The organism is Pseudomonas sp. D8002, assembly GCF_013385695.1.
Classification (GTDB): Bacteria; Pseudomonadota; Gammaproteobacteria; order Pseudomonadales; family Pseudomonadaceae; genus Aquipseudomonas.
Genome location: NZ_JACAPM010000006.1, coordinates 215,102 through 239,802 on the forward strand (window position 1 = coordinate 215,102; position 24,701 = coordinate 239,802).

At 62.7% G+C, this 24,701-nt stretch carries 18 protein-coding genes; 8 read left to right on the forward strand and 10 right to left on the reverse strand.

The annotated features are described in order from the left end of the window. Positions 1-52: 52 nt before the first annotated feature. From HX807_RS04385 to gcl, 8 genes are all read right to left on the reverse strand, one after another. On the reverse strand, positions 53-1,057 hold the full coding sequence (locus tag HX807_RS04385) for a sulfate ABC transporter substrate-binding protein (RefSeq protein WP_003210600.1): 1,005 nt from the start codon (positions 1,055-1,057) through the stop codon (positions 53-55). Positions 1,058-1,164: 107 nt separating this feature from the next. Beyond that, positions 1,165-1,989 (reverse strand): ion transporter, encoded by an 825-nt coding sequence (locus HX807_RS04390; protein ID WP_008434745.1) that lies wholly within the window; start codon positions 1,987-1,989, stop codon positions 1,165-1,167. A 31-nt stretch (positions 1,990-2,020) separates the two neighbouring features. Beyond that, on the reverse strand, positions 2,021-2,896 hold the full coding sequence (locus HX807_RS04395) for an urea transporter (RefSeq protein WP_177049328.1): 876 nt from the start codon (positions 2,894-2,896) through the stop codon (positions 2,021-2,023). 129 nt (positions 2,897-3,025) lie between these two features. Then, complete coding sequence (gene pyk / locus HX807_RS04400; protein ID WP_177049330.1) at positions 3,026-4,441, reverse strand: pyruvate kinase; 1,416 nt, start codon at positions 4,439-4,441, stop codon at positions 3,026-3,028. Beyond that, positions 4,431-5,726 carry a glycerate kinase gene (locus tag HX807_RS04405; RefSeq protein WP_177049332.1) on the reverse strand — a complete coding sequence of 432 codons (1,296 nt, stop codon included), beginning with the start codon at positions 5,724-5,726 and terminating at the stop codon, positions 4,431-4,433. The genes pyk and HX807_RS04405 overlap by 11 nt, the downstream gene beginning before the upstream one ends. A 152-nt stretch (positions 5,727-5,878) precedes the next feature. Beyond that, entirely contained in the window at positions 5,879-6,769 is an 891-nt protein-coding gene (locus HX807_RS04410; RefSeq protein ID WP_003210595.1) for a 2-hydroxy-3-oxopropionate reductase, read from the reverse strand. A 176-nt stretch (positions 6,770-6,945) separates the two neighbouring features. After that, positions 6,946-7,728 (reverse strand): hydroxypyruvate isomerase, encoded by a 783-nt coding sequence (hyi, locus tag HX807_RS04415; protein WP_177049334.1) that lies wholly within the window; start codon positions 7,726-7,728, stop codon positions 6,946-6,948. 10 nt (positions 7,729-7,738) lie between these two features. Then, the gene (gene gcl, locus HX807_RS04420) at positions 7,739-9,514 is read right to left on the reverse strand and encodes a glyoxylate carboligase (protein ID WP_063028181.1); all 1,776 of its coding nucleotides are present in this window, start codon (positions 9,512-9,514) and stop codon (positions 7,739-7,741) included. A 267-nt stretch (positions 9,515-9,781) separates the two neighbouring features. Here gcl and HX807_RS04425 point away from each other — a divergent pair, with 267 nt between their 5' ends. Continuing rightward, positions 9,782-10,222, forward strand: a complete 441-nt coding sequence (locus tag HX807_RS04425) for a heme-binding protein (RefSeq protein WP_003210592.1) — start codon at positions 9,782-9,784, stop codon at positions 10,220-10,222. Between the two features lie 126 nt (positions 10,223-10,348). Here HX807_RS04425 and HX807_RS04430 read toward each other — a convergent pair whose 3' ends face one another. Both HX807_RS04430 and HX807_RS04435 read right to left on the reverse strand, forming a co-directional pair. Continuing rightward, on the reverse strand, positions 10,349-10,807 hold the full coding sequence (locus HX807_RS04430) for a transposase (protein WP_177008365.1): 459 nt from the start codon (positions 10,805-10,807) through the stop codon (positions 10,349-10,351). Between the two features lie 211 nt (positions 10,808-11,018). Next, the gene (locus HX807_RS04435; protein ID WP_003210590.1) at positions 11,019-11,624 is read right to left on the reverse strand and encodes a TetR/AcrR family transcriptional regulator; all 606 of its coding nucleotides are present in this window, start codon (positions 11,622-11,624) and stop codon (positions 11,019-11,021) included. A gap of 241 nt (positions 11,625-11,865) precedes the next feature. Between HX807_RS04435 and HX807_RS04440 the strand changes: the two genes are divergently transcribed. From HX807_RS04440 to HX807_RS04470, 7 genes are all read left to right on the forward strand, one after another. Further along, on the forward strand, positions 11,866-12,993 hold the full coding sequence (locus HX807_RS04440) for an efflux RND transporter periplasmic adaptor subunit (RefSeq protein ID WP_102606152.1): 1,128 nt from the start codon (positions 11,866-11,868) through the stop codon (positions 12,991-12,993). Between the two features lie 13 nt (positions 12,994-13,006). Then, positions 13,007-16,069, forward strand: coding sequence for an efflux RND transporter permease subunit (locus tag HX807_RS04445; RefSeq protein WP_177035110.1), 3,063 nt, complete (start codon positions 13,007-13,009; stop codon positions 16,067-16,069). 5 nt (positions 16,070-16,074) lie between these two features. Continuing rightward, positions 16,075-19,200, forward strand: coding sequence for an efflux RND transporter permease subunit (locus HX807_RS04450; protein WP_043226017.1), 3,126 nt, complete (start codon positions 16,075-16,077; stop codon positions 19,198-19,200). Next, positions 19,197-20,618, forward strand: coding sequence for an efflux transporter outer membrane subunit (locus HX807_RS04455; protein WP_102369651.1), 1,422 nt, complete (start codon positions 19,197-19,199; stop codon positions 20,616-20,618). Before HX807_RS04450 ends, HX807_RS04455 begins: the two co-directional genes overlap by 4 nt. Positions 20,619-20,685: 67 nt before the next feature. Next, entirely contained in the window at positions 20,686-21,591 is a 906-nt protein-coding gene (locus HX807_RS04460) for a DUF808 domain-containing protein (protein ID WP_177019608.1), read from the forward strand. Positions 21,592-21,625: 34 nt separating this feature from the next. Then, the gene (locus HX807_RS04465; protein WP_177049336.1) at positions 21,626-22,609 is read left to right on the forward strand and encodes a GlxA family transcriptional regulator; all 984 of its coding nucleotides are present in this window, start codon (positions 21,626-21,628) and stop codon (positions 22,607-22,609) included. Between the two features lie 71 nt (positions 22,610-22,680). Then, on the forward strand, positions 22,681-24,672 hold the full coding sequence (locus HX807_RS04470; protein WP_177049338.1) for an FUSC family protein: 1,992 nt from the start codon (positions 22,681-22,683) through the stop codon (positions 24,670-24,672). Positions 24,673-24,701: the final 29 nt, after the last annotated feature.

Below are 24,701 nucleotides of genomic sequence, written 5' to 3' on the forward strand. Positions count from 1 at the left end.
CGGAGCGTGGGAACGATCAGCGCGTGGGAACGATCAGCGATCAGGGTGCGGATTACTGCCCGGAGTAGATCTGGTCAAAAACCCCGCCATCATTGAAGTGGGTCTTCTGCACGGTGCGCCAGTCGCCAAAGGTCTTCTCTACCGACAGGAAGTCGACTTTCGGGAAACGGTCGGTGTACTTGGCCAGCACTTTCGGGTCACGTGGACGCAGGTAGTTGTTGGCGGCAATTTCCTGGCCTTCCGGCGACCACAGGTACTTCAGGTATTCTTCGGCAGCCACTTTGGTGCCTTTCTTCTCGACCACTTTGTCGACGATCGACACTGGCGGCTCAGCTTCTGCGGAAACGCTCGGGTAGATCACTTCGAACTGATCACGGCCGAATTCACGGGCGATCATTTCTGCTTCGTTCTCAAAGGTCACCAGCACGTCGCCGATCTGGTTGGTCATGAACGTGGTGGTAGCGGCACGGCCACCGGTGTCCAGCACGGGTGCGTGCTTGAACAGGTCACCCACGAACTTCTTGGCCTTCTCTTCGTCGCCACCGTTTTTCAGCACATAACCCCAGGCCGAGAGGTAGGTGTAGCGGCCGTTACCGGAGGTCTTCGGGTTCGGCACGATGACTTGCACGCCATCCTTGAGCAGGTCCGGCCAGTCTTTCAGGGCTTTCGGGTTGCCTTTGCGCACGATGAACACCGTGGCCGAAGTGAACGGCGCACTGTTGTTCGGCAGGCGGGTAACCCAGTTGTCCGGCACCAGTTTGCCGTTGTCCGCCAGGGCGTTGATGTCGGTGGCCATGTTCATGGTGATCACGTCAGCCGGCAGGCCGTCGATCACCGAGCGCGCTTGTTTGCTCGAACCACCGAAGGACATCTGCAGGGTCAGCTTGTCGTTTGGATGCTCGGCGGCCCAGTGCTTCTGGAAGGCGGCGTTGTAGTCCTTGTAGAAGTCACGCATCACGTCATAGGAGACGTTGAGCAGGGTGACCGGGGCGGCCTGGACGACGCCAGCCAGTGCGAGGCCGGCGGCCAGGAGAGAGGCACTAACGAGTTTTTTCACTGCTCATTCCTTGTTGTTCGAGAAGGTTTTTGAAACGCATGGGGGCAATATGCCAGCGACTATAACGGGGGGGCGCATAGTCGCTTAAAGATTAAAAAGAACTTTGCTTATTCCAGTTTTTTGAAAAGCGCGCTGCCACACCGTGAGCAAAACGCTGCATTGGGCTCATGGCTGTTTTTCTTGCACACCGGGCAATCCGTTTGCAATTGCTCACCGCGCATGGCGTTGGCCAGTTCGGCGGTGAAGATCCCGGTGGGCACCGCGATGATCGAATAACCGGTGATCATCACCAGCGACGAAATCACCTGGCCCAGCGGGGTCTTCGGCACGATATCGCCAAAGCCCACGGTGGTCAGGGTGACGATCGCCCAATAGATGCCCTTGGGAATGCTGGTAAACCCGTGCTCCGGGCCTTCGATCACGTACATCAAGGTGCCGAACACCGTGACCAGGGTGCAGACGCTGACCAGGAACACCACGATCTTCTGCTTGCTGCCCCGCAGCGCCGACATCAGGTAGTTGGCCTGCTTGAGGTACGGGCCGAGCTTGAGCACGCGGAAAATCCGCAGCATCCGGATGATTCGGATAATCAGCAGGTACTGCGCGTCGCTGTAGTACAGCGCGAGGATCCCGGGCACGATCGCCAGCAAATCCACCAGCCCATAAAAGCTGAAGGCATAGCGCAACGGCTTGGGCGAGCAATACAGCCGCAGGCCGTATTCGATGGCGAAGATGATGGTGAAGCCCCACTCGATATAGGCCAGCACGTTGGCGTAGTTGTCGTGGACTGCCTGGATGCTGTCGAGGATCACGATCACCAGGCTGGCCAGAATGATCAGCAACAGGGTGCTGTCGAAGCGTCGGCCGGCCGGGGTGTCACTTTGGAAAACCATGACGTAGAGACGCTCACGCCAGTGCTTGTTGCTGTCCATGGAAGTCGCCTGAATCGAAGATCAGCGAAGCCTAGGGGGATTCGAAGGGGCTGTCCATGCGGGTTTTCTGCATCACCCGCTGACTGGCGCGCACCAGCCAGGCGGCGAGGATAAACGGCGCGGTCAGCGCGGGCAGGTTGAGGCCGGTGAAGCCCGGCGTGAGGATGATCGCCAGCAGGATGCCGATCAGCGGCAGCCAGGGTTGGCGACGATGCTGGCTGAGGGCCAGGGCGGCCAGCGCCGGGTTATAGCTGTGCAGGCCGAGCAGGGCGCTGGCGGGCTCGTCCATCAACAGGGCGATCAACACGCCGAGGCTCGCGCCGGTCAGCGCCCACAAGGCCGCGCGGCGGCTGGCTATTAAAAGGCCGAGGGCGATCAGCAGGCCGGCGAGGGGTTGGTCCATCAGGATGACTTGGGCCAGACCTGTGAACGGCGCGCAGAGTAGCGCCCAGGTGCCGGGTTCGCTGGCGGCAAATGCGGCGGGCGCGGTGGTGCCCAGCAGCAGCCAGCCGAGTACCACAAACGGTGCGGTGTAGGCGGGCAGGTCATCGGGATTGGCGGCGCGTTTGAGCCACTGGCGAGTGAGGATTGCGCTGAGGCCACCGCAGGCGAGAATCAACGGCGGCAGCAGTGCCGACCAGCTGAAGTGCTGGCTGATCAGCAAGCCGAGCAGCACGCCGTTGTAGCTATAGAGACCGGCCTGGCGTTCGGCCTTGGGATAGCCGCGGCGTTGGGCGGTCAGCAAGCCGGCGACACCGCCCAGCAGCGCGCCGCCGAGCAGGGCCGGGGCGCCGATCAGGATCGCCAGCAGGCAGAGCAGGCCACACAGCGGGTGGCGCTGCAGGAATATCTGGCTGAAGCCGTTGAGCAGGGCTTCGGCCCAGTCGGGGCAGGGTTGGTTGGGCATGATCAATAATCTGCAGGAAAGCACCGAATCTTGTGGCGAGGGAGCTTGCTCCCGCTGGGGCGCGCAGCGGCCCCAAAAGATGGGCCTGCTGCGCAGCCCAGCGGGAGCAAGCTCCCTCGCCACAGGGGATTAGATCAATGTCTCGATCCGCAACGAATTGGTCGACCCTGGCTGCCCGAATGGCACCCCAGCAGTAATCACCAACGTATCCCCACGCTCCGCCATACCCTGTGCCTGGGCAATCTCCAACGCCGTGGAACACACCTCATCCACCTGCCGCAGCCGATCGTTCACCACCGAATGCACGCCCCACGCCACGCTCAAGCGTCGCGCCGTCGACAGGTTCGGTGTCAGGTTCAGAATCGGCACCGCCGGCCGTTCCCGCGCCGCCCGCAAGGTGGAGGTGCCCGACTCGCTGTAGTTCACCAGCACTGCCACCGGCAGGATGCTGCTGATACGGCGGATCGCACAGCTGATGGCGTCCGACACCGTGGCATCCGCCTTGGGCCGGCTGACGTCCAGCTGGGTCTGGTAATCCGGGCCATTTTCCACCTGGCGAATGATCTTGCTCATCATCAGCACGGCCTCCAACGGGTATTCACCGGAAGCGGTTTCCGCCGACAGCATCACCGCGTCCGCCCCTTCCGCCACTGCGTTGGCCACGTCGGTGACCTCGGCACGGGTCGGCGCCGGGGAGAAGCGCATGGATTCAAGCATCTGCGTGGCCACCACCACCGGTTTACCCAACTGGCGGCACACACCAATGATGTCCTTCTGGATTTGCGGCACGCTTTCCGCCGGCACTTCCACCCCCAGGTCGCCTCTGGCGACCATGATCGCGTCGCTCAGCTCGGCGATTTCCTGCAGGCGCTGCACCGCCGAGGGCTTCTCGATCTTGGCCATCAGGAACGCCTTGTCGCCGATCAACTCGCGGGCTTCGCGGATGTCTTCCGGGCGTTGCACAAACGACAGCGCCACCCAGTCCACCCCCAGTTCCAGGCCGAAGCTCAGGTCGCGGCGGTCCTTGGCGGTCAGCGGGCTGAGCTCCAGCAATGCCTGGGGTACGTTCACGCCTTTACGGTCCGACAGTTCGCCGCCATTGAGCACGGTGGTGTCGATGGCATCGGCGTGCTTGGTGATCACCCGCAGGCGCAGCTTGCCGTCGTCCAGCAGCAGGTCCATGCCGGGCTGCAGGGCCGCGATGATTTCCGGGTGGGGCAGGTTGACCCGCCGCTGGTCACCGGGTGTCGAGTCCAGGTCCAGGCGCAGGGCCTGGCCGCGAATCAGTTGCACTTTTCCTTCGGCAAAACGCCCCACCCGCAGCTTCGGCCCTTGCAGGTCCATCAGGATGCCGAGGGGATAATTGAGCTGGCGCTCCACCTGGCGAATCCACTGGTAGCGTTGGGCGTGGTCGGCATGATCGCCATGGCTGAAGTTCAGGCGAAAGATATTCACCCCGGCTTCCACCAGCTCGCGGATGTCGTCGATGCTGTCGGTGGCCGGGCCCAGCGTGGCGAGGATCTTGACCTTCTTATCAGGCGTCATGTTCAGGGGACTCTCTTTCAGGGCTTTCAAGAATCAGAATGGCGCGGAAATCGTTGACGTTGGTGCGGGTCGGCTCGGTGATGATCAAGCCGTCGAGGGCCGCGAAGTAACCGTAGCCATTGTTGTTGTCCAGCTCGTCACTGGCGCTCAAGCCCAGGGCTTCGGCGCGGGCGTAGCTGGTGGGCGTCATGATCGCGCCGGCATTGTCTTCCGAGCCGTCGATGCCGTCGGTGTCACCCGCCAGGGCGTAGACGCCGGGCAGGCCCTTGAGGCTGTCGGTGAGGCTCAGCAGGAATTCGGCGTTGCGTCCGCCACGGCCATTGCCGCGTACGGTGACGGTGGTTTCGCCGCCGGAGAGGATCACGCAAGGCGCCGCCAGGGGTTGGCCGTGCTGGATGATTTGCCGGGCGATACCGGCGTGCACCTTGGCCACGTCCCGCGCTTCGCCTTCCAGGTCGCCGAGGATCAGCGGGCTGAAACCGGCCTGGCGGACTTTCACCGCCACCGCTTCCAGGGATTGCTGCGGACGGGCGATCAGTTGGAAATGGCTACGGGCGAGCACCGGGTCCCCGGGCTTGACGGTTTCCGACTCCGGGCTTTGCAGCCAGGTGTGCACCGACGCCGGGATTTCAATCTGGTAGCGCTTGAGAATCGCCAGCGCCTGTTGCGAGGTACTGGGGTCGCCAACAGTGGGGCCGGAAGCGATGACCGTGGCCTGGTCGCCCGGTACATCGGAAATCGCGTAGGTGTAGACGGTGGCAGGCCAGCTTGCCTTGGCCAGGCGCCCGCCCTTGATCGCCGAGAGGTGCTTGCGCACGCAGTTCATCTCGCCAATGGTGGCGCCGGATTTGAGCAGGGCCTTGTTGATCGCTTGCTTGTCCGCCAGGGTGATGCCGGCGGCCGGAAGGGCGAGCAGTGCAGAGCCGCCGCCGGAGAGCAGGAAGATCACGCGGTCGCCTTCGCCCAGGTTGCTGATCAGCTCCAGCACACGCTTGGCCACGGCCTGGCCTGCGGCATCCGGCACCGGGTGCGCGGCTTCGACGACCTCGATTTTCTTGCAGGGTGCGCCGTGGCCGTAGCGAGTGACCACCAGGCCCGAGACTTCGCCTTGCCAGCAGTTTTCCACCACCAGCGCCATGGCGGCGGCGGCTTTGCCGGCACCGATCACGATGACACGGCCGCTGCGGTCGGCGGGCAGATAGGGTTCGAGGACTTGCCGGGGGTGGGCGGCGTCGATGGCTGTGGCAAACAGCTCGCGAAGCAGGTGTTGCGGATCGACCGACATAAGCGGGCTCCCGGGGATTCTTGTTATTAGGGGTGCATCAGATCGTTCCCACGCTCCGCGTGGGAATGAATCACTGGACGCTCTGCGTCCGCTGTTGTGACGCGGAGCGTCACGGCTGCATTCCCACGCAGAGCGTGGGAACGATCAGGGGGTTATTTATCGCGAATCGAAAAATTCGCCATATGTTCCAGGCCCTTGATCAGCGCCGAGTGGTCCCAGTTGCCGCCACCGATGGCGGTGCAGGTGCTGAACACCTGCTGGGTGCCGGCGGTGTTCGGCAGGTTGATCCCCAGCTCCTTGGCACCGGCCAGGGCCAGGTTCAGATCCTTCTGGTGCAGGTTGATGCGGAAGCCCGGATCGAAGGTGCCCTTGATCATGCGCTCGCCATGCACTTCGAGGATTTTCGACGAAGCAAACCCCCCCATCAGTGCTTCACGCACCTTGGCCGGGTCGGCGCCGTTCTTCGAGGCGAACAGCAGCGCTTCCGCCACCGCCTGGATGTTCAACGCAACGATGATCTGGTTGGCCACCTTGGCGGTCTGGCCATCGCCATTGCCGCCCACCAGGGTGATGTTCTTGCCCATGGCCTGGAACAGCGGCAGGGCGCGTTCGAAGGTGTGCGGGTCGCCGCCGATCATGATGCTCAGGGTGCCGGCCTTGGCACCGACTTCACCACCGGACACCGGGGCGTCGAGGTAACGTGCGCCGGTCTCGTTGATCTTCGCGGCGAAGGCCTTGGTGGCGGTGGGCGAGATCGAACTCATGTCGATCACCACTTTGTTCGGCCCAAGGCCTGCGGCGACGCCGTCGGCGCGGAACAGCACATCGTCGACCTGCGGGGTGTCGGGCACCATGACGATGATGAATTCGGCTTCCTGGGCCACTTGCTGCGGGTTGGCCAGGGCCACCGCACCAGCGCTGATCAGTTCAGCCGGCGCCTTGCCGTGATGCTCGGAAAGAAACAGTTGGTGACCGGCCTTTTGCAGGTTGGCAGCCATGGGTTGGCCCATGATGCCGGTGCCGATAAATCCGATTTTAGCCATGACGAAAATCCTCTTATTGTTAGGTGTGTAGGCCTGGCGCGGCCTGCTAAACACAGGAGATCCACTGTGGGAGCGGGCTTGCTCGCGAATGGGGGCCGACATTCAGCATTGATGTCGACTGATCCACCGCTTTCGCGAGCAAGCCCGCTCCCACATTGGGTGCTGTGTTTGTTCAGTTAGATCGCGTTGTGGCTTTTGAGCCAACCCAAACCCGCTTCGGTGGTGGTCAACGGTTTGTACTCACAGCCGACCCAACCCTGATAACCGATGCGGTCCAAATGTTCGAACAGGAAGCGGTAGTTGATCTCACCGGTCCCCGGCTCGTTGCGCCCCGGGTTGTCCGCCAGCTGGATGTGGTTGATCTCACCCAGGTGCGCAGCCATGGTGCGGGCCAGGTCGCCTTCCATGATTTGCATGTGATAGATGTCGAATTGCAGGAACAGGTTGGCACTGCCTACCTGCTCGCGAATCGACAGGGCCTGCGCCGTGTTGTTCAGGTAGAAGCCCGGGATGTCGCGGGTATTGATCATCTCCATCACAAGCCGGATGCCCACCGCCTGCAGCTTGTCGGCGGCGTACTTGAGGTTGGCGACGAAGGTTTTTTCAAGCGTCGCGTCATCCACGCCGGCCGGGCGAATCCCCGCCAGGCAGTTGACCTGGGTATTGCCCAGTACCTGGGCGTAGGCGATGGCCAGGTTGACCCCGGCACGGAACTCCTCGACCCGGTCCGGGTGGCAGGCCAGGCCGCGTTCGCCCTTGGCCCAGTCACCGGCCGGCAGGTTGAACAGCACTTGGGTCAGGCCGTGGGCATCGAGTTGCGCCTTGATTTCAGCTGAGCTGAATTCATAGGGAAACAGGTATTCCACACCACTGAACCCCGCGTCGGCGGCGGCTTTGAAACGGGCAAGAAAGTCCTGTTCGGTAAACAGCATGGACAGGTTGGCGGCAAAACGCGGCATGGGGTTCTCCTTAATCGAGCAGTGAAATGGCAGTCGGCGCGTCGTTGCCCACCAGTGCCAGATCTTCGAATTCGTTGACGGCGTTGATCTCGGTGCCCATGGAAATATTGGTCACCCGCTCCAGAATAATCTCAACGATCACCGGAACCTTGAATTCTTCGATCATTTCCTGAGCCTTGCGCAGTGCCGGCTGGATCTGGCCCGGCTCGAACACCCGCAGGGCCTTGCAACCCAGGCCTTCGGCGACGGCCACGTGGTCGACGCCGTAACCGTTGAGTTCCGGTGCGTTGAGGTTGTCGAAGGACAGCTGCACGCAGTAGTCCATTTCAAACCCGCGCTGGGCCTGGCGGATCAGCCCCAGGTAGGAGTTGTTCACCACCACGTGGATGTACGGCAGCTTGAACTGTGCGCCCACGGCCAGCTCTTCGATCATGAACTGGAAGTCATAGTCACCGGACAGTGCCACGACTTTGCGGGTCGGGTCCGCCTTGACCACACCCAGTGCCGCCGGAATGGTCCAGCCGAGCGGGCCGGCCTGGCCGCAGTTGATCCAGTGGCGTGGCTTGTAGACGTGCAGGAACTGCGCGCCGGCGATCTGCGACAGGCCGATGGTGCTGACGTAGCAGGTGTCTTTGCCGAACACCTGGTTCATCTCTTCGTACACCCGTTGCGGTTTGACCGGCACGTTGTCGAAGTGGGTCTTGCGGTGGAGGGTGGCCTTGCGCTGCTGGCAATCGTGGAGCCAGGCGCTGCGGTCCTTGAGTTTGCCGGCGGCTTTCCACTCGCGGGCCACTTCAATGAACATGGTCAATGCAGAGCCGGCGTCGGAAACGATGCCCAGGTCCGGGGTGAATACGCGGCCGATTTGCGTCGGCTCGATGTCCACGTGAATGAATTTGCGGCCCTCGGTGTACACCTCCACCGAACCGGTGTGACGGTTGGCCCAGCGGTTACCGATGCCCAGCACCACGTCCGATTTCAACATCGTGGCGTTGCCATAACGGTGGGACGTTTGCAGGCCGACCATGCCCACCATCTGCGGGTGATCGTCCGGGATCGTGCCCCAGCCCATGAGGGTCGGGATCACCGGGATGCCGGTCAACTCGGCGAATTCCACCAGCAGTTCGCTGGCGTCGGCGTTGATCACGCCACCACCGCTCACCAGCAATGGGCGCTCGGCCTGGTCCAGCAGGGCCAAGGCTTTTTCCACCTGGATGCGGGTCGCCAAAGGCTTGGCCAGGGGCAGTGGTTGGTAGGCGTCGATGTCAAATTCGATCTCGGCCATTTGTACGTCGAATGGCAGGTCGATCAGCACCGGGCCCGGGCGGCCGGAGCGCATTTCATAGAAGGCCTTCTGGAAGGCATACGGCACCTGGCCGGGTTCCAGGACGGTGGTCGCCCACTTGGTCACCGGCTTGACGATGCTGGTGATGTCGACAGCCTGGAAGTCTTCCTTGTGCATGCGTGCCCGTGGCGCCTGGCCGGTGATGCACAGGATCGGGATCGAGTCCGCCGAGGCGCTGTACAGGCCGGTAACCATGTCGGTGCCCGCCGGGCCCGAGGTGCCGATGCACACGCCGATATTGCCGGCCTTGGTGCGGGTGTAGCCCTCGGCCATGTGCGAGGCGCCTTCAACGTGGCGAGCAAGGACGTGATCGATGCCACCGACCTTCTGCAAGGCCGAATACAGCGGGTTGATCGCGGCGCCCGGGATACCGAAGGCGGTGTCGACCCCTTCACGGCGCATCACCAGGACAGCGGCTTCGATTGCTCTCATTTTGCTCATGGTTTTGGTGCCTCTTGCGTTTTGTAATTGTATACAAGTGGTGTTGGTCCGAAGTGTATTCACGGCGAGCGGGGCAGGTCAATCCATTTTCTTGGGTGGCCTTTACGTTCGTCGGAAGGCTTATGGACGGGAATATTTCGACGTGTGGTGCGTATGTTTCGAAATATTGTATACAAAAAATAAATCTATTGTGTTCTATTTGTTTGATCGAGCTTCTGATCAGACAGAGCCCCACGGCTTTCCCATAACAAGATAAGGACGGCACCCATGAGCGCTTTAACCTTGAAAGTCGCAGTCAACCTGGCCAGCCACGCCATCGCGGCAGGCCGCACCATTTCGGCGGCACCGCTGACCGTTGCGGTACTCGACAGCGGCGGGCATTTGATAACGTTGCAGCGCGAGGATGGCGCGAGCCTGCTGCGCCCGCAGATCGCGATTGGCAAGGCCTGGGGTGCGATAGCCCTGGGCAAGGGCTCGCGCTTGCTGGCGCTGGACGCACAGCAACGGCCGGCGTTTATTGCCGCGTTGAACAGCCTGGGGCAGGGCAGCGTGGTGCCGGCGCCGGGCGGGGTGTTGATCCGGGATCAGGCGGGTGTGGTGCTGGGCGCGATCGGGATCAGCGGGGATACGTCGGATATTGACGAGCAGTGTGCGATCAGTGCGATCGAGGGGTTGGGGTTGTTGGCGGATGCGGGGGTTACTGCTTGATGTGAGGTGACTGGTCGGGCCTCTTCGCGAGCAAGCCCGCTCCCACATTTGACTGCATTCCAAGGCTGGGACTCGGTCAAATGTGGGAGCGGGCTTGCTCGCGAAAGGGGCGACTCGGTCCCGGACCTAAACCCAAACCGCATCCCACAGCGGATAGTCGCCAATCCGCTCCACCAACCCTGCTCTTAATGGGTTGGCCACGACATACCGAGCCATCTTCACCAAGTCATCGTCCTTGCGCAGCGCACGATCATGAAAGCTGGTTTGCCATAGCCGCCCTTTGCGGCCCGTAGCGCCATTAACGGTTCGAGTGCTTTTGGACTTCACCTGGCACATCAGGTCTCCCAATGAGCCTTTTTGCAGCTCAATCAACCAGTGAAAGTGGTCGGGCATGACCACCCAGGCCAGGGAGTTCGCCAGCCCTTGATACTGGGCGAGCCGGAATTGCCAGACCACCAGGCGGCCGAGATAAAAATCACTGAATATCGGCGCGCGTTCGTGGGTGTTGGTGGTGATCAGGTAGATGCGGTTGGACTCGCTGAATCGCCCGATGCGCAGGCGATGTGAAGCAGCTGGATCAGGCATTCCTTTGCCTCTCTTCAGGTGGGGTTCTGAGAGGCTAGATCGGGGAATCTGGAGATGATGGTTTGGCTTTGTGCAGGATGTGTCTGGGAGGGCGCTTTCGCGAGCAAGCCCGCTCCCACATTGGATCTGCAGCGTTTAAACGATTTATGTCTGGCACAAATTCAAATGTGGGAGCGGGCTTGCTCGCGAATCTTGAAGACGCTGCGGTCTATCAGTCCCGCTCACACCCCTTCAACACCAACCGAATAATCGTCTGCGCCGCCGCCTCATAATCCGCTTCATCCAACTTCGCCTTCCCGGTCACCGCCGAAATCTGCCAGTCAAAATCCGCATACGTCTGCGTCGCCGCCCAAATGCTGAACATCAGGTGATGCGGATCAATCGGCGCAATCAGCCCACGGTCCACCCAGCTCTGGATGCAGTCGATGTTGTGCTTGGCCTGGGCATTCAGCTGTTCCACCTGCTCGGGGCTTAAATGCGGGGCGCCGTGCATGATCTCACTGGCAAACACTTTCGAGGCAAACGGCAAATCCCGGGAGATGCAGATCTTCGAGCGGATGTACCCGCTCAGCACGGCCGAAGGGTCGCCATCAGGATTGAACGGTGTGGAGGCCGCCAGGATCGGCTCGATAATGCTTTCGAGCACCTCGCGATAGAGGTTGTCCTTGGACTTGAAGTAGTAGTAGACGTTGGGCTTGGGCAGCCCGGCCTTGGCGGCGATGTCGCTGGTTTTGGTCGCGGCGAAGCCCTTGTCGGCAAACTCCTCACTGGCAGCCCGCAGGATCAGTTCTTTGTTGCGCTCGCGAATGGTGCTCATAGACCAGGAGGTTCCTTGCCAAGACAGGCGGTCTGGCATGGTAGCACCGGCTTTGCGCAGGGCTCAAGAATCCCGCCGCAGCCCTTGCATGGCGGGGCGCCCAGCTGACTTTGTCTGTCTTGATGCTGAACGCATTCACGGTCGTACAGGCACAGCTCCAGCGCGCTGCTAGAGTTCAGGCAGCGAGCGGCCATTTAGCCTGGCCGCCCCTTCCTGTTTTCGGCGTTCGAGAGAGAAACCCGTGGAGAAAAGCAGACGACGTACGTTCGCCTGGGCCGTTGGCACGTTGTTACTGGTAGCGTTGTTGATTGCCCTGGGTTTGCACTTCTTTGCAGGCGGGCACAAAGGCCGGCCGGCCGTCACCGGCGAACCGGTGGCCGTGGTGCCGGTGGTGTTGCAGGACGTGCCGGTGTATATCGATGCCCTCGGCACCGTCACCCCCACCCGCAGTGTGACCGTGGTCACCCAGGTCGATGGCATCCTCAGCAGCGTGGAATTCAAGGAAGGCCAGCACGTCAGCAAGGGCCAGGTGATTGCGCGGATCGATGACCGTGCTCTCAAGGCCCAGCTGGCCGTGGCCAAGGGTACCCTGGCCCACGACCAGGCTGTGTTGAGCAATGCCCAGCGCGATCTGGTGCGCTACCGCGAACTGGTCAAGGCCGGTTCTACCAGCCAGCAAACCGTCGACACCCAGGCGTCCTTGGTCCAGCAACAACTGGGCACCGTGGCCGCCGACCAGGGCAATGTGCAGAACCTTGAAGTGCAGGTCGGCTACTGCACCATCACTTCGCCGGTCGACGGTGTGGTGGGCCTGCGCCTGGTCGACCCCGGCAATTACGTCACCACCACCAGCACCACCGGCATCGTGGTGATTACCCAGATGAACCCGGCCACCGTGGTGTTCGCGGTCCCCGAGGACGACTTGGGCGCTATCAACCAGGCCCTGGGCCGTGGCGTCGTGACGGTGCTGGCCTACGACCGCAACAAGAAAGCCCTGCTGGCCACCGGCAGCCTGTTGGCCCTGGACAACCAGGTAGACACCTCCACCGGCACCATCAAGGTCAAGGCGCAGTTCGATGATTCGGGCAGTGCGCTGTTCCCCAACCAGTTCGTCAATGCGCGCCTGAAGGCCGACACCCTGGCCCAGGTTGCCGTGGTGCCCACCCGGGCGATCCAGCATGGCAGCAAGGGCGATTTTGTGTTCGTGGTGAATGGCGACAAGGCCAGCCTGCGCAACATCAAGACCGGCCCATCGATGGGCGATGTGTCGGCGGTACTCGAAAACGGGGTCAAGCCAGGCGAGCAGGTGATCACCGAAGGCGCCGACAAACTGGATGACGGTTCGGCCGTGAAGGTCGTCGCCCAGTGAGGAGCTGCCGAGCATGAACATTTCGCGGCCCTTTATCGAACGTCCCGTCGCCACCACCTTGATGATGGTCGCGGTGCTGTTGCTGGGCATGTTGGGGTATCACCTGTTGTCGGTGTCGGCGTTGCCCGAAGTCGATTACCCGACCATCCAGGTCTTCACCCAATACCCCGGCGCCAGCCCGGACGTGGTCAGCTCCTCGATCACCGCGCCGCTGGAGCGCCAGCTCGGCGAGATGCCGGGCCTCAAGTCGATGAACTCCACCAGCTCCGACGGCGCTTCGGTGGTGACCCTGCAATTCGACCTGTCGCTGTCCCTGGACGTGGCAGAGCAGGAAGTGCAGGCCGCGATCAACGCCGCCGGCACCTTCCTGCCGGCCAACCTGCCGTACCCACCGGTATACAGCAAGGTCAATCCGGCGGATGCGCCGGTGCTGACCCTGTCCCTGACCTCCGATGTATTGCCGCTGACCAAGGTCGAGGACCTGGCGGATACACGGTTGGCGCAGAAGATCTCGCAGATCACCGGCGTCGGCTTGGTGACCATCAGCGGCGGCCAACGCCCGGCGGTGCGGGTCGAGGCGAATACCTCGGCGCTCAATAGCCTCGGCCTGTCCATTGATGACCTGCGCACCTCCCTCGGCACGGCCAACGTCAACCAGGCCAAAGGCAATATCGACGGCAAGTTCCAGGCGTATTCGATTGGTGCCAACGACCAGCTGCAATCGGCCGAGGAATACCGCGACCTGGTGATCGCCTATAAAAATGGCGCGCCGATTCGCCTGTCGCAGATCGCCAGTTCCACCCAGGGCCCGGAGAACCCGCGCCAGGCTGCGTGGACCAACAGCACGCCGTCGATTGTGCTGAACATTCAGCGCCAGCCAGGCGCCAACGTGATTCAGGTGGTCGACCGCGTGCAGCAATTGCTGCCCAAGCTGCGGGCCAGTTTGCCGGGTACCTTGAAGGTCGATGTGCTGACCGACCGCACGCAAACCATCCGCGCCTCGGTCACCGATGTGCAGTACGAACTGGCGGTGGCGGTGCTGCTGGTGGTGATCGTGATTTTCATTTTCCTGCGCGACGTTGCGGCGACGGTTATTCCGGCAGTCACCGTGCCGCTGACGCTGGTGGGCACCCTGGCGGTGGCTTATGCGCTGGGCTTCTCCCTGAACAACCTGACACTGATGGCGCTGACTATCGCCATCGGGTTCGTGGTGGACGACGCCATCGTGATGATCGAAAACATCACGCGCTATATCGAGGCGGGCGACTCGCCGCTGGAGGCGGCGCTCAAGGGGTCGGAGCAAATCGGCTTCACGATTATTTCGCTGTCGATTGCGCTGATTGCAGTGATGATCCCGCTGCTGTTCATGGGCGATGTGGTCGGCCGGCTGTTCCGCGAATTCGCCATGACCGTGGCCGTGACCATCGTTATCTCGGCGTTCATCTCCCTGACCCTCACGCCGATGATGTGCGCGCGGATGCTCAAGAATAAGCACCAGGAACGCCGCGCGGATTTCTTCGACCGCATCAACACCCACTACGTGCGTGGCCTTGACTGGGTGTTGGCGCACCGCACCTTGACCCTGATCTCGATAGCGCTCACCGCCGCGCTGACCCTGATGATTCTGGTGATCATGCCCAAGGGCTTTTTCCCCGACCAGGACACCGGGCTGATCCAGGGTATTTCCCAGGCGGCGCCGACGGTTTCATTCCAGCAGATGCAGACCGAACAACAGCGCCTGGCCGCGCGAATCCTCAAGGACCCGGCGGTGCAAAGCCTGTCGTCCTTCGTCGGGATCGACCAGACCAACCCGACCATCAACCAGGGCAACCTGCTGATCAACCTCAAGCCCCGCGGCGAGCGCGATAGTGCCACCGAGGTGATCCGCCGGCTCTCCGATGCCAACGCCGACGACGCCGGGATCCGCCTGTACCTGCACTCGGTACAGGACCTGACCCTCGACGCCACGGTGTCCACCACCAGCTACCGCCTGGGCCTGCAAGCCACCGATCCGGACGAGCTGGAAACGTGGACCAACAAGCTGCTGGCGGCGATCAAGCAAGACCCGATGTTCACCGACGTGCAAAGCCAGGCGATGCAATTCGGCAATCAGATCCAGCTGACCTTTGACCGCGCCACCGCCTCGCGACTCGGTATCACGCCCCAGGCGATTGACGATGTGCTGTATGACGCCTTCGGCCAGCGCCAGGTCTCGACGATCTACACCCAGCTCAACCAGTACCACGTGGTGATCGCCACCGACCATCCGCCGCGCAACTTGCCGGACCTGCTCACCGGGTTGTACGTGGACATTCCCGGTGGCGGTGTGGCGCCGCTGTCGAGCATGGCGACCCTGCAGGTGGTGCGGGCGCCCGTCACCATCAACCGGCTGGGCCAGTTTCCGTATGCCGACGTTTCGTTCAACCTAGCGCCCGGCCAGACCCTTGGCGCGGCGGTGACGCGGCTCAAGGACATCGAGGCCAAGGTCGGCTTGCCGCTGTCGGTGCAGGCCAACCTGGAAGGCGCGGCGGCGACGTTCGAACAGTCGCTGTCCAACCAGGTATTCCTGGTGGTGGCGGCGATTGTGGTGGTGTACCTGATGCTGGGGATTCTGTACGAAAGCTTCGTGCACCCGGTGACGATCCTTTCGACGCTGCTCTCGGCAGCACTCGGGGCCTTGCTGGCGCTGCTGGTGACGGGCACGCAGTTCGACATCATCGGCCTGATCGGCATTGTGTTGCTGATCGGTATCGTGATGAAAAACGGCATCATGATGGTCGACTTTGCCCTGGAGTTGTTACGCGAGGGCGGCCTGAGCCCCACGGCCGCGATCCGCCAGGCGGCAGAGTTGCGGTTCCGGCCGATCCTGATGACCAGCATGGCGTCGCTGTTCGGCGCGGTGCCGCTGGCGCTCGGTACGGGGATTGGTTCGGAGCTGCGTCACCCGCTGGGCATCGCGATTATCGGCGGGTTGTTGCTCAGTCAGTTGCTGACGCTGTTTTCCACGCCGGTGATCTTCCTCGCCATGCACGGCCTGGGGCAGCGCTTCAGCCGCCGCCCGGCTGAAGCGGTCTGATGGCAATGAACCTCAGCGCGCCGTTTGTTCGCCGCCCGATTGCAACCACCTTGATGGCGGCCGGCCTCGCGCTGTTTGGCGCGCTGGCCTTCATGCTGTTGCCGGTGGCGCCGTTGCCGGAGGTGGATTTCCCCACCATCAGCGTCAGCGCCTCGTTGCCCGGCGCCGATCCGACCACCGTCGCCAGTTCAGTGGCCACGCCCCTGGAGCGCCAGTTCGGGCAGATTGCCGGGGTCACGCAGATGACCTCGTCCAGCAGCTTGGGCTCGGCGCGGATCATTTTGCAGTTCGACCTGAATCGCGACATCGACGGCGCCGCGCGGGATGTGCAGGCGGCGATCAATGCCGCCCGCAGCAACCTGCCCAGCGACCTGTCCGGCAACCCGACGTACCGCAAGGTCAACCCGGCGGATTCGCCGATTCTGATCATCAGCCTGACCTCCGACAGCGCCACGCCGGGGCAGATGTATGACGTGGCCTCGACCCTGTTGGAGCAGAAGTTGTTGCAGACCACCGGGGTCGGTGACGTGACGGTGGGCGGCGGCGCGCTGCCGGCGGTGCGGGTGGAATTGAACCCCGATCGGCTCAACCAGTACGGCGTCAGCCTGGAGCAGGTGCGCCAGGTGATCAACGCCTCCAACGTCAACTTGCCCAAGGGCAACGTGGCCATCGGCGACCGTAACTACGGCATTGCGGCGAATGACCAGTTGCTCGATGAAAAGGACTACGGGCCGCTGGTGGTCAAGGCCCACAACGGCGACCTGATCCATATCGCCGACCTGGGCTACGTGCGCGAAGACGTGCAGGACCTGCGCAACTTCGGCCTGTCCAACGGCAAGCCGGCGGTATTGCTGGTGGTGTTCAAGCAGCCGGGCGCCAATGTGATCGAGACGGTGGACGCGGTGAAGGCCTCGCTGCCGTTCCTGCAAAGCTCGATTCCGGCGACGATCAAGCTCAACCTGCTGATGGACCGCACCACCACCATTCGCGCCTCGTTGCATGACGTCGAGATCACGTTGCTGGTGTCGATCCTGCTGGTGACCCTGGTGACCTTCGGCTTCTTCCGCGACTGGCGCAGCACCCTGGTGCCGGCGATTGTGGTGCCGCTGTCGCTGCTCGGCACCTTCGGCGCGATGTACTTCCTCGGCTACAGCCTGAACAACCTGTCACTCATGGCGCTGACGATTTCCACCGGCTTTGTGGTGGACGATGCGATTGTGGTGGTGGAAAACATCATGCGCCACCTGGAGCGCGGCAAGACCCGGGTGGAAGCGGCGCTGGCCGGTGCCCAGGAAGTCGGCTTCACGGTACTGACCATCAGCGTGTCGCTGGTGGCGGTGTTTATTCCGCTGCTGCTGATGGGCGGGATTGTCGGGCGGCTGTTCCGCGAGTTTTCGGTGTCGTTGTCGGTGGCCATCGTGATCTCGATGCTGATCTCGCTGACGGTTACACCGATGCTCGCCAGCGTGCTGCTGCGCGCGCCGAAAGCGATTCATGAAGGCAATGAACACCCGGATTCGCGCTTTCACCGCTTCTACGATCGCACCCTCGGTTGGGTGATCGACCATACGGTGCTGATGGGTTTTGTGACGGTGTTGGTGATCGTGCTCGCCGGCGTGTTGTACGTGCTGGTGCCCAAGGGTTTTTTCCCCCAGGAAGACACCGGGCGCTTGCAGGGCAGCATCCTGGCGAACCAGAGCATTTCCTATGGGGCGATGCAGAAGGACTTCACCGAGATCAACCGCAAGGTGATGAAAAACCCGAACATCGAAACCGTCGCCGGGTTTGTCGGCGGTGGCGGAGGGGGCGGCGGGGCGGTCAACAGCGCGCAGATGTTTGTATTGCTCAAGCCCCTGGGCGAGCGCAAGGACAACGCCACCGAAATCATCGGCCAGATCCGCCGCAGCCTCGGCGACTTGCCGGGCACCAAGCTGTATTTGCAGTCGGCCCAGGACATCACCGTGGGTGGCCGGCAAAGTGGCGCGCAATACCAATACACCCTGACCGCCGATGACCAGGAGTCGCTGGACGAATGGGTGCCCAAGGTGGTGGCGGTGCTGCGCAAATTGCCGCAACTCACCGACCTCAATACCGACCAGCAAGACAACAGCTTGCTGGCCAATGTGCAAATCAACCGGGACACGGCGGCGCGCCTCGGGGTGAGTGTCTCGGCGGTCGACCAGACGCTGTACGACGCCTTTGGCCAGCGCCAGGTCGCGACCCTGTATCGCGCGGCCAACCAGTACCACGTGGTGATGGAAATCGCGCCGGAATACTGGACCGACCCTTCCGCGCTCAAGGGCATTTATGTGCCGACGGGCACCCAGGCCACGACCACCAAGGGCACCACGGCGGCGCCCAACCTGACCACCGGGCAGACCCTGGTGCCACTCTCGGCACTGGCGGATAACACGGTGGCGCGCACCGCAATTTCCATCAGTCACCAGGGCACGTTCCCGGCGGTGACAGTCTCGTTCAACCTGGCGCCCGGCACGTCCATCGGCCAGGCCACGGCGATGGTGGACGATGCGGTGAAGCAACTGCGCATGCCCGCCAGTGTGGTCGGCCAGTTTGCCGGTACGGCCCAGGTGTTCCAGTCGTCGGTGGCCAGTGAGCCACTGCTGATCGTCGCTGCGTTGCTGTGCGTGTATATCGTGCTGGGCATCCTCTACGAAAACCTGACGCACCCGCTGACCATTCTTTCGACCCTGCCCTCGGCCGGCGTCGGTGCGTTGATCGCCTTGCTGCTGACCGGCACCGAGCTGTCGATCATTGCGCTGGTGGGGGTGATTCTGTTGATTGGTATCGTGAAGAAAAACGCGATCATGATGATCGACTTCGCGATCACCGAGCGGCGGGAGTTCGGCCTCACGGCCAAGGAAGCGATTCGCCGAGCGTGCCTGATCCGTTTCCGGCCGATCATGATGACCACCCTGGCGGCGATCCTTGGCGCGCTGCCGCTGGTGCTCGGCACCGGTTATGGCTCTGAGTTGCGCCGGCCGTTGGGGATTTCGATTATTGGTGGCCTGCTGTTCAGCCAGGTGCTGACGCTGTACACCACCCCGGTGATCTACCTGTGGCTCGACCGGGCGTCACAGCGCCTGGGTCGGCGTAAGGAAGCAAGGTTATGAACGTGAAATACAGCGTGCTTTGCATCAGCCTGCTGCTCGGCGGCTGCATGGTCGGGCCCGATTACCAGAAGCCCGCCATGGAGCTGCCGCAGACCTTCAAGGAAGGCGCGCAGTGGCAGCGTGCGGCGGCCAACCCCCAGGGGGCCATGGACAGCCAGTGGTGGCTGGCCTATCAGGACCCGGTACTGAACGATTTGGTGGCGCGCTCGGCCAAGGCCAACCAGTCGATCATCGCGGCGGAGGCGGCTTATCGTCTGGCCCAGGCGCAGGTGGCGTCCAGCCGGGCAGGGTTGTGGCCCACCGTTGGCGTAGGGTTGTCGGGTTCGCGGGGAACGGCAGGCAGTGGTAGCGGCACGTCCACCACCGGTACCACGGCGGGCGGCGTGCAGAACAGTGTCAGCGCCACCTTGACCGCCAGTTGGGAGCCGGATCTGTGGGGCCTGGTGCGGCGCGGGATAGAGTCCAGCCAGGCGACGGCCCAGCAATCGGATGCGTTGCTGGCCGGGGTGCGGCTGTCCATCAGTTCCAGCGTGGCGAGTAACTACCTCGCCCTGCGGCAGATGGACATCGACGTGCGCCTGTTGCAGCAACAACAGAAGATCAACCAGCAACTGCTGGACATGATCCAGGTGCAGTTCACCCAGGGCGTCGCCACCAACGACCAGTTGCTGGTGGCTCAGGACCAGTTGACCACCTCGATTGCCGACCTGCAGACCTCCCTGCGCGACCGCGAGCAATACGAACACGCGCTGGCCGTGCTGGTGGGCGTGGCGCCGAGTGAATTCAGCGTGGCGGTGCGCAATGACTACAGCTTCGTGGTCCCGCGGCCACCGTTGACCTTGCCGTCGACCCTGCTGCAACGGCGTCCCGATGTGGTGGCGGCGGAGCGCTCGGCAGCGGCGGCCAACGCGAAAATCGGCGTGGCCGAAGCTGCGTTCTTCCCTACGCTGGATCTGACTGCCGAGGCCGGTTACCGCGGCAGTGCGTTGGGCGGGTTGTTCTCCCTGCCCAATCGCATCTGGACGTTGGGCCCGGCGCTGGCGGAAACCCTGTTCGATGGCGGCGCCCGCGAAGCGGCGGTCAAGCAGGCCGAGGCCAGCTATGACCAGATCGCCGCGACCTACAAGGGCACCGTGCTCAGCGCCTTGCAGAACGTTGAAGACAACCTGTCGGCAATCAACCACCTGCAAACCCAGGCCGATGCGTTCCAGCAGGTGTACCAGCGTAATCAGCAACTGTTCGGCAGCCAGGAAGCACAGTTGCGCGCCGGCACCGTGAGCCAGGAGGCCGTGCTGACCCAGCAACTGGTGTTGCTGCAAGCCGAGCAGAATCTTCGCGACACCCAGGGCCAGCTCAGCCAGGGCAGTGTGGCGCTGATCCAGAGCCTTGGCGGGGGCTGGCAAACGCCTGCGCGCTGAACGGCTCGCTAACCCGGTGTGCGCCGCGTTATTCTCGGCGCACTTTGAATCACGGGAAGCCCGAGCCATGGCAGGAAGCAGTTTGCTGGTATTGATCGACGACATCGCCGCGGTGCTCGACGATGTGGCGTTGATGACCAAGATGGCTGCGAAGAAAACCGCCGGCGTGCTGGGGGACGACCTGGCGCTGAATGCCCAGCAAGTCTCCGGGGTGCGCGCCGAGCGGGAAATTCCGGTGGTGTGGGCGGTGGCCAAGGGCTCGTTCGTCAACAAGCTGATTTTGGTGCCGGCTGCGTTGCTGATCAGCGCGTTTGCGCCGTGGGCGGTCACGCCGTTGTTGATGCTGGGCGGCGCTTACCTGTGTTTTGAAGGTTTCGAAAAACTCGCCCATAGCTTCTTCCACAAACGCACCGAAGAGCAGGCGCACCTGGTGGAAGCCGTGGCGGATCCGGCCACGGACCTGGTGGCCTTCGAGAAGGACAAGATCAAGGGCGCGATCCGTACCGACTTCATCCTCTCCGCCGAAATCATCGCCATCACCCTCGGTACCGTGGCCGATGCACCGCTGATGCAGCAAGTGATCGTGTTGTCGGGTATCGCCATCGTCATGACCATCGGCGTCTACGGCCTGGTGGCCGGTATCGTCAAACTCGATGACCTGGGCCTGTGGCTCACCCAGAAGCCCGGCCAGGCGGCGCGCAGCATCGGCGGGGCGATCCTGCGGGCGGCGCCGTACATGATGAAAAGCCTGTCGGTGATCGGTACGGCGGCGATGTTCATGGTCGGCGGTGGCATCCTGACCCACGGTGTGCCGGTGGTGCATCACTGGATCGAGACCGTGAGCCAGAGTACTGGCGGCCTGGCGTGGTTGATGCCGACGTTGCTCAATGCAGTGGCGGGGATCATTGCCGGGGCCGTGGTGTTGGCGGTGGTCAGCGTGCTGGGTAACCTCTGGAAGCGGGTGAGGGCATAGGCATTTGATCGAGCGACGGCAATTCAGCGGGGGCATGAAAGGCAAGAACCTCCGCTACCTGAATGAAAATCCCGGCGACGCCCGCCAGACGGTGCGTGCGGGATTTGTGTTGCTCGAACATTTCTCGCTGCCGGCGTTTACCCAGGCGCTGGATACGCTGATCACCGCCAACCTGCTGCGGCCCGCTTCTTTTTCTACGTCGACCTTCGGCTTGCGGGAAGGCGAGGTGATCAGTGACCTGGGGCTGGTGATCCGGCCCGATGCGCGGCTTGAGTCTTCGGTGCTTAAAGAGTTGGACCTGTTGGTGATATGCGGTGGCTATCGCACTGAACTGAAGGCTGCGGAGGAGTTTATCCACCTGCTGAAAAGCGCCTCGGAGCAGGGTGTGAGCCTGGCCGGTTTGTGGAATGGTGCGTGGTTCCTGGGGCGTGCGGGGTTGCTGGGCGGCTACCGCTGCGCCGTGCACCCGGAACATCGCCCGGCCCTGGCCGAGTTCTGCAAGGCGACGCAGGTCAGCAGCGAACCCTATGTGATTGATCGCGACCGGCTGACGGCATCGAGCCCTTCCGGTGCGTTTCATATGGCGCTGGACTGGATCAAGGGGCTGTACGGCAAAGCGTTGGTGGAGGGAATCGAGGACATCCTGGCGTTTGAGGAGTCGCGCTACCGGCGGGTGAAACCGACCGAGAACATCTGCTTGAGCGCGCCCCTGCGCGAGGTGGTCAACCTGATGGACGCCAACCTCGAAGAGCCTCTGGAGCTTGAGCAACTGGCCGTTTATGCGGGCCGTTCCCGACGCCAGTTGGAGCGTTTGTTCAAGGAGCAGCTTGGCACCACGCCCCAGCGTTATTACCTGGAACTGCGCATCACCGAGGCCCGTCGGCTGCTGCAACACACCGAGCTGTCCCAGGTGGACGTGCTGGTGGCCTGCGGGTTTGTCTCGCCGAGCCATTTCAGCAAGTGCTACAGCGCCTACTTTGGCTACAGGCCATCCAAGGAAAAGCGCCTGGTCAAATAGCCTGAGATTGGCATTCGCCACAAATATAGATACGATGCTAATCATTAGCTTGCTATCTATATGTGGGTTTAATGAAATCCTCCACCTTCCAGCTCCCTGATTTCTGGCAGGCGACGTTGACCCCGTCCCGTAGCGATCTGCTGTTTGCCTTGCGCAACATGATCGCCGGCGGGGTCGCGTTGTACCTGGCCTTCTGTTTTGACTTGCAGCAACCGCAATGGGCCCTGACCACCGTATTTATCGTGGGCCAGTCCACCAGCGGCATGGTCCTGGCCAAAGGCGCCTATCGGCTGGTGGGTACGTTTGTCGGGGCCATGGTTTCCATTGCGATGATCGGCGTGTTTGGCCAGGCGCCGTTGTTGTTCCTGCTGTGCATGGCGCTGTGGCTGGCGTTCTGCACCACGGGGGCATCCTTGCTGCGCAATCATGCGTCCTATGGGTTTGTGCTGGCGGGTTACACCACGGCGATTATTGCGCTACCCGCTACGGCGGCACCGCTGGGAGTGTTCGATGAGGCGGTGGCACGCTGCCAGGAGATCAGCCTGGGGATTCTTTGTGCCTCCATCGCCAGTACGATTCTGTGGCCGCGCCGGGTCGAGCAGGTGCTGGCGGTTCAGGCGCGCGCCGCCTGGCAGGCCGGGGTGCGGGCTGCCGCTTCGGAGCTGTTGGGTACCGACCAGCGTAAAGGCTTGCTCGAAGCATTGAGCCGCCTGGTGGCGGTGGACAGCCAGCGCGACCATGCCTGGTTTGAAGGGCCCAAGGGCCGGCGCCGCTCCCAGGCCTTGCGGGTGCTCAGCCGTGATCTGCTTAGCCTGCTGCGGGCGGCGCGGGGCGTGGCGCGCCAGCGGATGATGCTCGATGAAACGGCGGCGGTCGGGCCACTGATTGAAGCGGTGGCTTCGGCGTTGCAGCAGGAGCGTCTTGATGAACTGCCCGAGTTGTCACAACGGCTTGGCCTGGCGTTGCAGGATCCGCAGCTTGGCCAGGAGGCGCACTTTTGCCTGGTGCAACTGGCGCAGGTGTTGCGCTTGATTGAGCTGGGTGCATTGACGCTGTCGGCGGTCGAGCAGGGCAGGGTGCCGCCCGGCGCACCGGGGGCGATGTCCTGGCACCGGGATATCGAGCAGGGGGTGCTTGGCGGGCTGCGCAGTGCGTTGGCGTTTCTGGCGGTCGCGGCGTTCTGGATCTTTACGGCATGGCCTTCGGGTTTGGGCGCGGTATCGATTTGTGGCGTGGTGTTGAGCCTGTTTGCAGCGCGGGAAAACCCGTCGGCCTCCAGCCTGAATTTCCTCAAGGGCATAGCGCTGTCGATCCCGGTGGCCGGTTTTGTGTGCTTCGTGCTGTTGCCCGGCTTCGATGGCTTTCCCCTGTTATGCCTGGCGTTGGGAGTGCCGCTGTTTTTCGCCTCGTTGTGCATGAGCCGCCTCAAGCTGGCGGCCACGGCCTCGGCGTTCTGCATCTTTTTCGTCAACAACGTCGGGCCCAGCAATGTGATGACCTATGACTTCGCCGCGTTCCTCAACAAGGCCATCGCGACGTTGGTGGGTGTCGGTATTGCCGTGGTGGTGTTTCGGCTGATCCAGCTCAATCCCGGCGAACATCACTATCGGCGGATGTTCAAGGCGTCGCTGTTCGACCTGGCGCAATTGACCTCGCGCCCGCTGGAACAGGCTGAAAGCTGGTTTGGCGGGCGCATGGCGGACCGGCTGATTCGCCTGTCGCGCTACAGCGAAACCTTGCCTGCCGATCGCCGTGTCCACTGGGATAACGGATTGCTGGGGCTGGACCTGGGGGATGAGTTGCTGGAGTTGCGCGCCTGCCTGGCGGACAGCCGGGGTGCGTTGGCGATTGAGCGCGATCGCTATTTGCGGGCATTGGCGTCGGTGTTGGAGGAGGGGGGGCCGAGCGTGGCGAATGAGTCGCTGATGGATGCGGCCAGCGTTGCGATGCTTGAAGCGCTTGAACAGCCTTCGGGATTGGCGGAGCAGGATCGGGAAATGGCCAGGGCGGCCGTGCTGCAACTGCGGTTTACGTGGCGTAAGTGGTGTCGGCGGGGGATGTAGGCGCTGGCAAGCCAGCGCCTACACGGGGC